Origin of the sequence: [Mycoplasma] falconis (genome assembly GCF_006385795.1) — a bacterium.
GTDB classification, from domain to species: domain Bacteria; phylum Bacillota_I; class Bacilli_A; order Mycoplasmatales; family Metamycoplasmataceae; genus Metamycoplasma; species Metamycoplasma falconis.
The window spans coordinates 26641-36994 of the sequence record NZ_VFSS01000003.1; the positions used below are offsets into that span (position 1 = coordinate 26641).

The 10354-nt window shown below is 27.5% G+C and carries 9 protein-coding genes; 2 read left to right on the forward strand and 7 right to left on the reverse strand.

Annotation, left to right across the window (positions count from 1 at the left end):
• Positions 1-81: 81 nt before the first annotated feature.
• The 6 genes from rplA to rpsB form a co-directional block, all read right to left on the reverse strand.
• The gene (rplA, locus tag FJO69_RS01285) at positions 82-774 is read right to left on the reverse strand and encodes a 50S ribosomal protein L1 (protein ID WP_140781200.1); all 693 of its coding nucleotides are present in this window, start codon (positions 772-774) and stop codon (positions 82-84) included.
• Positions 774-1217 (reverse strand): 50S ribosomal protein L11, encoded by a 444-nt coding sequence (gene rplK, locus FJO69_RS01290; RefSeq protein ID WP_140781201.1) that lies wholly within the window; start codon positions 1215-1217, stop codon positions 774-776. The genes rplA and rplK overlap by 1 nt, the downstream gene beginning before the upstream one ends.
• A 191-nt stretch (positions 1218-1408) precedes the next feature.
• Positions 1409-2188, reverse strand: a complete 780-nt coding sequence (locus FJO69_RS01295) for a hypothetical protein (RefSeq protein ID WP_140781202.1) — start codon at positions 2186-2188, stop codon at positions 1409-1411.
• Positions 2188-3693, reverse strand: coding sequence for a putative cysteine peptidase (locus FJO69_RS06880; protein ID WP_140781203.1), 1506 nt, complete (start codon positions 3691-3693; stop codon positions 2188-2190). The genes FJO69_RS01295 and FJO69_RS06880 overlap by 1 nt, the downstream gene beginning before the upstream one ends.
• 193 nt (positions 3694-3886) lie before the next feature.
• On the reverse strand, positions 3887-4765 hold the full coding sequence (gene tsf, locus FJO69_RS01305) for a translation elongation factor Ts (RefSeq protein WP_140781204.1): 879 nt from the start codon (positions 4763-4765) through the stop codon (positions 3887-3889).
• A gap of 11 nt (positions 4766-4776) precedes the next feature.
• Positions 4777-5637, reverse strand: coding sequence for a 30S ribosomal protein S2 (rpsB, locus tag FJO69_RS06885; RefSeq protein ID WP_140781205.1), 861 nt, complete (start codon positions 5635-5637; stop codon positions 4777-4779).
• A gap of 328 nt (positions 5638-5965) precedes the next feature.
• Between rpsB and FJO69_RS01315 the strand changes: the two genes are divergently transcribed.
• Entirely contained in the window at positions 5966-6847 is an 882-nt protein-coding gene (locus tag FJO69_RS01315) for a DegV family protein (RefSeq protein WP_140781206.1), read from the forward strand.
• 48 nt (positions 6848-6895) lie between these two features.
• Here the strand turns inward: FJO69_RS01315 and FJO69_RS06890 are convergent, their stop codons facing one another.
• Positions 6896-9676, reverse strand: coding sequence for a DUF885 family protein (locus FJO69_RS06890; protein ID WP_140781207.1), 2781 nt, complete (start codon positions 9674-9676; stop codon positions 6896-6898).
• A gap of 175 nt (positions 9677-9851) precedes the next feature.
• On the opposite strand from FJO69_RS06890, the gene FJO69_RS01325 reads away from it, so the two are divergent.
• The gene (locus FJO69_RS01325) at positions 9852-10340 is read left to right on the forward strand and encodes a hypothetical protein (protein ID WP_140781208.1); all 489 of its coding nucleotides are present in this window, start codon (positions 9852-9854) and stop codon (positions 10338-10340) included.
• Positions 10341-10354: the final 14 nt, after the last annotated feature.

Below are 10354 nucleotides of genomic sequence, written 5' to 3' on the forward strand. Positions count from 1 at the left end.
TTCCTAATCTTTAAAGATATATGTCTGAATCTATTTTTTAATTAAATTAAAACTAACCGGTTAAGGTTAGTTTCATTATAATTAGTCGATTTTAACTTTAACAGAAGCACCCATTGAGGTAGAAACAGTAATGTTTAAAACGTATGTTCCTTTAACTGTTTGTGGTTTTAATCTTTTTACAGTTTGAATTAAGGTTTCAGCATTTTCTGCTAATGCTTTTGATTCCATTGATTTTTTACCAACAGAAGCATGGATAATTCCACCTTTGTCCGCACGATAGTTTGCTTTACCTTTTTTAAGTTCTTCAACTGCTTTAGCTACATTTGGAGTAACTGTACCAGTTTTAGGGTTAGGCATTAATCCTTTAGGACCTAATTTTTTACCGTATTTACCTAATACTAACATCATTTTAGGGTCAGCAACAATAACATCAAATTCATATTTATCTTGGTTTAAAACTTCTGGTAATTCTGAACCTGAGTAAACAAAGTCAGCTCCTGCTTCAACAGCTTGTTTTTGAGCATTAACATCGTCAGTAGCAACTAAAACTTTAACTGTTTTTCCTGTTCCGTTTGGTAGTAAAACAGCTCCACGTAATTGTTGGTCTGATTTTCTTGTGTCTAGGTTTAATTTAATAGCGATATCTAATGATTCATCGAATTTAGCGTATGATGCTTTTTTAGCTAATTCAATAGCATCTAATAAAGGTAAAACTTCGTTTTTATTAACTAAAGTTTTAACCGCTTTTAAGTTTTTAGAAATTTTTCTAGCCATTAGTTAGCACCGCCTTTTAATCATTCTTCATAACCTTCGACAACAACACCCATGTTTTTAGCTGTTCCAGCAACTTGTTTCATTGCACTTTCAATAGTTGTTGCATTTAAGTCTGGCATTTTGTATTCAGCAATTTCTTTTAATTGTTCTAAAGAAATTTTTCCAACTTTGTCTTTGTTTGGTTTGCTTGAACCTTTTTGAATTTTAGCTGCTTGTGCTATTTTGTATGATGTAGGTGATGTAAATAATTTAAAATCAAATGATTTGTCTTTGTAAACTGTAATTAAAACTGGAACTGGTTCTGAACCTCTTTCTCTAGTTTTATCGTTGAATGCTTTTGTAAATTCTGGCATGTTAATACCAACACCAGCAAGAGCGGGTCCTGGTTTAGCTTGGCCAGCAGCAAATTGTAATTTCGCTTTTTTAACGATTTCTTTAGCCATTGTAAAATCCTTTCGATTGTGTGGTGCAAATGAATATTTGTTCTTATTAAGACAAAATTCTCCCACTTGCTTAGAGGCAATAAAGTAATTGCATAGCAATTATACCAAAATTGAATTTAATATAGGTTATTTTATTTATATTTATCAAATATAAAAACACACCCGAATCAAGGGGGTGTTTAAGCTAATTTTTATTCAAATTTATATTGAAATAATATAGTTGGAGAAAATATAGGTTTATATTTAAATTGATCGTTTTTATCTAACTCAAAAGTTTGACTTATTACTTTAAAATTATTATTTGAATTACTATTTGTATTTATTTCTAAACAATATTTTTCAAATCTATTATCAAATGTTTTAACATTAAAAGAAACATTTATTTGGAAATCATTTTTTTCAAGATTAATATTTTTTGTTTCATAATTAAAACCATTAATAGGAACTATAAAATCTTCAATATCATCAAACGGTTTAACAAAATTTTTATCAATAAAAGTTTTATCGTTTAACAAATAATTTTCATTATAACCTTTTAAAAAATAAGAGAAAAAATTTGTAGGTACATAAATAAACATTTTATCTGGTTCTTCATTTATTTTTTGTATTGTCTTTGCCTTTAAATCTTTTGAATTTAAATTATCAAAATTATCGATAGAAATTAATGCTAATCTATAATATCCATCTATTTTTTGATTTTCCTTTGAAGTTAAGAATTGATAAAACTGATTGTTATTGTTGATATTTGTAGAATTTTTAAGTCTTAATAATTTTATTGGATATTGAAAATCATTAGTGTAATAAGCATCTTTATCGTTTACTAATTTAAGATTTTGTGGATTTTGTATCAAGTACTTTGCTTTGTTATTTTTAGTGTTAATTTGATTAATAATCAAAGGCGTAGAAACTCCTAATCCTAGAACCCCTATTGAAACAAATGTTGACAATAAAATTACATTTTTTTTATTCATTATTTAATTAAACCTCATTCATCTTTTAATGTTTTTGTAAAGCTTTTTCCATCCACAAAATTAACCCCGTTTCAAAAATAATTATTTAGTTTATTATTAGATTTATTTTCTATTACATAATTCTCTTTTATGAAATATGGATCGATTATAACTTGATTATATTGTTGACCTCAATTATAATTAACTAGCAATCTTCAATCATTATACAAACCATAAGCAATATATGAATGATAAGATTTTGAAAAATTACTAAATGCTGAATAGTCTGTTCTCACCTTAGAAACTAACTCAATTGGTTGTTTTAATTTTGCTAAATAATATCAATAATTTTTTCTAGAATTATCAAACACATAACTTGAATAATTTAATTTTCCTAATTTTTTGTTATCTTCAAGAAAAACGTCCGATAATTCAACCGTAGAATTGTAAGGTGTACCAGGATATTTTTTATATTTATCCATGATATCAGAAATAAAATTATTATTGATATGTGGAAGCATTAAATTAGTTAAATAATATTGTTTTTCTAATAAACTTAGGCTTTCAAAAAAGTTTTTTACTTGTTGAATTTTATTCGATTTTTTTAAGTCAAAATTAATTAAAAAGTTTTTTTGTTTTGTAATATATTTAAAATCTTCTTTAAGCAAATAATTTGAACTTTTAAAAAATTCATTATAAAAAATCAATCTAGCAAAAGTGTTATAGCCACATATTCCTTGTAAGCTTAATGCAGGATTTAAGAAAGCTTCTTCTGGTTTATATAAAGCAAAATCATTTTTTGTTAAATCTTTTTCATTAGCTACCTTAAAAAATCAAGAAGAATCTACTTCGTTGTCCGCGTAAATTAAGCCTAATTTTTCGTTTCTAACCTTAAATATACTTTTATTTTTTTTAGCTTTTAAATCCTTTAAATGAATATGGAAAAAATGTTGATAACTGTCTACATCTTCTGAGTAAGATGTTTTTTTATAATAATTTTTCCATTTTTGATCTGGATGTGAAGGATGTCAAGGTGAAACTTTGTGATCGCCTCCAATCGGTCTGCCACGTAAAGTAGTATCTAAAAATTTAAATTCCCCTTTGTCATCTCTCATTAAAGAAATTTTATTAGATTTGTATAATTCTTTATTTCTTTCATTTTGATAAACCACATTATAAATTCATGAATAATCATAGTTAGGATTCACTTCAATCACTTTTCTTTTTTCTTTTCAAAATATAGAATAACCAATATTTTCGTTATCTTTATTCTTATAAAATACAATGTAATTGACTTGTTCTTTGTTGTCTTTATCTTTAAGATAACAATCTAAAATTAAATTTATTTCTGTGTCATATCTACCTGTTAACTTTATGAAATCGAACAAGCTATATTCACTAGCCATTATTCTTTCCATTTTGGTTTTTTCAACATTATCTTCTTGCTTTGCTGAAACTACAAAAGCCGGAACTATAAATAAAGGTGTAACATTTAAAGCTCCTAAAATAATATTTTTATTAGTCATTTAACTCCTTTTATTTAACTTTAAATTTCATTATTATATTTACATATAATAACTTCAATATACTACAAATTATTTTTTTATTTTAATTTAGATGAATTTAGAGCCTAAAAAAGATTAAAAAAGTACAAAAAACGCATTTTAAAATGAAAAACGCACTTTTGGGTGCGTTTTCAAATTTATATAAGATTAATTATTATTTTCCCATTTGTTCAGCCACTTCGGCTGCGAAGTCAACAACTTTTTTTTCGATACCTTCTCCAACTTCATAACGGGTTGCATTTAACAATTCTAAACCATTGTCAGCTAAATATTGTTTTACTAATTTAGATTCTTCCATAACAAATGGTTGATACATTAAAACACCTTTTTCGTTGAATTCTTTCTTTAAAAGACCAGCTTTAATTGATACTTGGATTTTTTCTGGTTTGTTTTGAATTGCAGGGTTAGCTTCTACTCTTTCATGAATTTCTTTTAATTCTGCTTCTGGTAAGCAAGTTTCAAATAAATGAGCTGGGTTTAAAGCAGCAATATGCATTGCTAAATGTCTTAATTCTTCTGCTTTATCTCCTTTAGCTTTTACAATAACCGCAATTCTGTTGTTAGCATGAGTATATCCGGCTACAACTTCACCTTCATTAGCTTCGTATCTAATTGCTCTTCTTAAAGTAATTTTTTCTCCGATTTTAGCAGTTAATTGAGTTGTTAATTCTTCAATTGTTGAGCCATCAATTTTGTGTGATGATAAATCTTCTAAGGTATTAAATGGAGTTTTTAATAATTCAGATGTTAATAAGTTTGCAAAATCTAAAAACATTTGGTTTTTAGCAACGAAATCTGTTTCTGAGTTTAATTCAAATAAAACAGCAACATTTCCTTCAACAGCTGCTCTAACAATACCGTCTGCAGCAATTCTTCCGGCTTTTTTAGCAGCTTTAACAATACCTTTTTCTTGTAATCATTCGATTGCTTTTTCAATATCATTTCCTGTTGCTTCTAAAGCGTTTTTACAATCTAAGAATCCTGAGTTTGTTCTTTCTCTTAATTCTTTTAATTTGCTTAAATCTACAGCCATTTTATTTCTCCTTATTTGGTTTCTTCTGTTCTAACTTTTTTGAAAGTTCTTACTGGTCTAGTTTCAGTTCTTTCTAATTTTGGTTCTTCAGGTAAAATAACTTCTTCACTTGGTTTGAAAGCAAATACTTGTTTTTCGCCTCTAGCTGCGGCAATGGCATCAGCTAAAATAGTTGCAATTAAAGTAATTGATTTAACTGAGTCATCATTTGCCGGAATAACAAAGTCTACTAAATCTGGATCTGAGTTACTATCTTGGATAGCAAAGATTTTTAATCCTTTTTTCTTAGCTTCTCTAATAGCGATTTCATCATCAATTGGAGATGCTGAGATCATAACTTGTGGCATAACTGCTTTACCTGCTAATTTTCTAATACCACCTAAGTTTTTTTGTAATTTAGCGATCTTTTTATCCATTAAAAGACCTTCTTTTTTAGTGTAACCCTTATAACCGTCAGCTTGTAAAGCTTCTAATCTTTCTAATTCTTTTACACTTTTGAAAATTGTTTGTGAGTTAGTTAAAGTTCCACCTAATCATCTTTCATTTACATATACTGAATTTGTTCTGTTTGCAGCTTCTTCAATAGCAGCTTTAGCTTGTTTTTTAGTACCTACTCAAATAAATGAAATTGGTTTTTGAGCCATTTTGTTTAATAATTTGTAAGCATATTCTAAGGTTTTTTGAGTTTTAGCAATGTCAATGATGTGAATTCCTTTTCTTTTTCCTCAAATGTATTGTTTCATTTTTGGATTTCATTGGCTAACTCTATGTCCAAAGTATGTTCCAGCTTCTAATAATTTTTCACGTGAAACAACTTGATTTTCGTTATTTTTTAATTCTTTTGGTTGTTGTTTTTTTAGTTCTTCTGACATAATATTTCCTTTTTTTAGTTTGTTATACTTCCTATTATTTCTAACAGCCTCCATCATTAAATGACACTAGGAGCTGAATCCGTAATAGTGTTTGATAAATTAATTAAAAGTGAATAATTTACCACGTACTTATGTACTTTAAAAATTCTAACAGAAAGTTAAGTTTTTTATTGTTTTTAACATTAAAAACATTAAATAATTGATATATAAAATGTATGTTGAAAATTAAGCTAAATTGGCTGATTTATTGAAAATTAAAAAGATAATTAAAAAATAAATATAATAATTAAACATTACGTTGTTTAGATATGCTAATTAAGGAGAAATTATGAAATACAAAATTATTGTTGATTCCTCTTCCGGTTTAAACGAAAGCCAAGCTAAGGAATTAGGTTGAGACTTATTACCTATTAGATGTGAAGTTGACAATAAAGAATATCAAATTGGTGTTGATATTGATATTGATAAATATGCTGAAATGTGAAGGGCTAATAAAAAAATAAATGCTTTAACTTTCGCTACTCCTCCAGGAGTTGCTCAACTTTTAGTAGAACAATATCAAGATGAATACGACAAAATTATTATTTATACTATTTCAAACAAACTTTCATCTCAAAACAAAAACTTGCAGGCTCAATTTAAAGATAATGAAAAAGTTTTTGTTCCTGAATCAAATAAAATTTCTTACTTAATAGTTAGAGATTTATTAATGTTTGAAAAGAAAATCAAAGAAGGTAAAAGTTTTGAAGAAGCAGTAAAACATTTTCAAGATAATAATGAAAAGCTTTTATTAGTTCCTCAATTTAACGACGCCTTAGTAAAAGGTGGCAGACTTTCAAAAGGTGCAGCAGTTATAGCTAAACTATTAAAAATAGTACCAATTATTAGATTTGATAACGGATCTCTAGAAAAAGAAGATATTGGACGTGTATTTAATAAGACTTTAGAAAAAAAAGTTAGAGAGCTTTACGAAAAAACACCTACGAATAAAGAAAATATTTATTTAGTTGTAGCACATGCTGACAATGAAGACATTGCAAAACATATTGAAAAATTTAAAGAAGTAGCAAATAATTATACAAATGTTGTCTCATTTAAATTACCAGCTGACGTTTCAATTCATACTGGTGTAGGTGCAGTTTGTGTTTCATTTGCTTATATTGATCCAGCTATCAAAGAAGATTACTTTAAAACGGCTAAAATTTGATAATTTAAAAAAGGAAAGATTTTAACTCTTCCTTTTTTATTTAACTATTTTTTAGTTTTTTAAATCGTATTCTAAAGCTACAACTTTAGCTAGAGCTTCTAGTGGTAAAGCTCCATTTTCTAAATATAGATTTAAAAGCTTTTTAATATTTGCTTTTTCAACACCTTTTATTGATTGGTTAACAAATTCTTCTCTTGATAACCCTAATTTATTTCTTACAGCATCATATAAATCAAGCATTTTAGCTTTTCCTGAATTATATGAAACAGCTTGACCTGGTAAATTAAAGTAACGTTTTGATTCAGAAGTAATATCTCCAATACCTAAAGCAGAATTATTTTTCATAAATTCACGAGCTTGGTTAATTGAAGCTCCGGTAGGTAAATCTTCTTGCCCTACAACTTCTGGGCTATGATAAATAGTGTCAATTGCTAAACGCATATTACGTAATTGAGCTTCATTTAAAGCCCCAAAGTAATTTAACATATTAGCTAGTTGAACTGCTGCAAGAGCATGTTCTTTATCATCTTCATAATTTTTAACAGAAGCAACTTCTTTTCAATATGAACCGGTATGAAGTTCTTTAATTTGTTGAATTTCTGATTCAGTTACGTCAGCAACTTGTCTTGCTTTAAAGAATGAAGTAATACCTTTACCATTTAGAAAATCAACTGGCATTGAATAATAATCATTACTGTTATAATCTGGTGATCCATATCATCCTGATTCGATAGCAAATCATTCCATAAATAAAGCTCAACCTTCAACATAAGCAGTGTAATCAAAAACATTACCCAAGTTTTCTTCGTTAATTTTAGCTAAATATTTAGCAGCGTATTGAATTTGATTATGGTGTCCCATAACAGTTTCGTGGTTTGCAAAAGAAGTTAAAGATCATTTTGGTAAGCCATAATATGGATCTGAATTAAATTGGAATTTCATAACAGAACCATTATATGACCCAACACCAGAAGAATCTCTTTTTGAATATGGATATGTTTCCATTTCGTAAACAGGGACATCTTTAGGGAAGAAACTTTCGCCATATTCAAAAGTTTTTGCTCTAAATTGAACGTAGTTTTTAAATGCTTCTAAAGCTCCATAGTAAAATTGTTCGTTTGTAATAGAACCATATTTTTTATCTTTAACAGCTTCTGATAATAAAACATCGTATCCTTTAGCTTTTAAATCTTCAACTGCAAAAGTAAGATCTGGTGCGGTTGTTAATGATTGTTTAACTTCAGGGGTGTAATATGAAGCATCTTCACGCCCAAAGAAAAATTCTTCTTGGGTTAATCATTTATTAAATTCACTTAAATTAATTTCGCCGTTTTCATTTCTAATATTTAAAACAACATTTTCAGCTGGGTTTGGTCCAACACCATCGCCGTCATATCTTACAGTAGGATTTCAAGCTCCGGTAGGTCCAGCGATTAATTCAGCCACTTTAGCAGCAATTGCTTTCATATTAGCTGCGGCTTTTTTAGTTTCACTATAACCTTTATCGTAAACTTGTTGAGCGGTATAGTTTGAAGTTGTATTTAATTTTAATAATTGGTTATAAACGGTTTTACCATTAATAATTTCATTACCTGGTACATAACCAATACCTATATTTCTTTGATTTAAATCGGCCGCGGTTAAACCTAAACCATAAACTTCAAAGATTTTTAGAATAGCATTGCCTTTTTCGTCTTTTTTGCCAGATGGTCCTTTAACTTCAATAGTATTTTCCAATTCCTTAGCAGCATCACCTTCGGCTTTAGGAGTTTTATATAAAGTTAAAACTTCTTCATTTTGACCAAATCCATAAGTTGATTTTGCATAATAATTCGTTGCATATTCGGTATAAAATGCGTCAATAGCGTCTTGATCTGTTCAACTTTCTTGTGGTTTAGTTGTATCAAAACCAATTAGCTTAGCGACAGTAATAGTTTCATCATTTGATTGTATAAATTTTAATAATTTATCTTCATATAAGTTTTGTAAAACAAATCTTAAATTATTTTTAATAAATATTTTTGAAGGAACAAAGTTTAATTCTTGACTAGCTTTTTTAATAGTTGCTAATCATTCTATAGCTTGTTCTTTATTGTCAACTGCTATTGATTCATAAAATGAATTAGCTGGATAAGGATAATTAGGTCCTCAATTAAAACTTGGAATTAAATTTTTAACTCCACTTGTGTAATTTCCTTTAATAATTTCTCAGTCATATTTAATTCCTTCATTTCAAGCTAATGAAGTAGTAATTAAATTTTCTTTAACTATTTTGTTTAATTTTTCAGTACCTTCGTTGATAATAGCTTCAATTTTTTGTTCTTCTTCAACAGTAGGAGATAATTTATAAATATAATCTTGAAGTTGAGATTTATATTTTTTATATACACTTAAAATATAATCAGCAGTAATATTATATCTAGATTGAGTATTTCCTTCGGGCGAAGAAACAACAGCTTCTTCTGAAACTAATTTAGCTTCTAAAGCGTCTTTAGCTGTTTTTTCTAAAGTTTTTAATTCTTCTTTTTTGCTTGCGATTAAAGCGGTTAGCTCAGTAATTTTTGCTTGATCTTCATCGGTTTTTTCAGTTTTATTATTTAATTCTTTTAAGTCACTTTCTAACTTATTTAAAGCTGTTTCAGCGGTTTGTAAATTACTTTCAGCTTGTTTTGAAGCTTCAATTGCTTCTTCTGCTTTAAACATTTCAGGTGTTTTAGGTTCTTGGATAGCAGTAATACCAAATCCAATACCTAATCCTAATGATAAAGCTCCAACAAATGTAGCTGCACCAGTTAAAAATATGGCAGCTTTTTTGTTAATTTTGGTTTTCATTTTGTTTGTTTTTTACCTTTCATTTAAAAAATAAAAATTAGGAACAGTTATATAAATAACTACTTATATTATATTCTTTATAAATTGTGATTAAAATAAATCAAAAACTTACATATTTTTTGTTGACTTTTTCTTATATAAAAACATATTTTTTAATCAGAATATAATTAAAAATATGAAAACGTTTAAATCATTATTTATTTTATCGATGGCATTCGCCCCTGCGATAACTTGTGTTAGTTGTCAAGAACCTAATAATCCTAATAACAATTCTAACTCGCAAGGTTTTTCTAAAAGGGTAAGCGGAATTTTAAACTCAAGTCAACTTTCTAATATTAAAGATCAATTTAGTTTTCAATTAACTGATTTAGGTCGTCAAAATTACCAAAAAGCAATTGAAATTTTTGACCAAATTTACAATCAGAAATATATTTCTTCCCATTCAATAAACAATGTTTTAAATGACCCCGAATTTAAAAAATATTTTATTGTTTCTATTTATCCTAAAAATATAATTTATGGCCACCCTATTACTATTAAACTTGAAAAAAAAGGAGAAAATAAGCCTTTACCTTGCATTAGTTATGAAGTAAGATGTCCTGACCGTATTCAAAACGGTAAAATGGCTTTAGATTCTTACGAAGAAATATATTTAGATATTTAATAATAAAAAAGAAA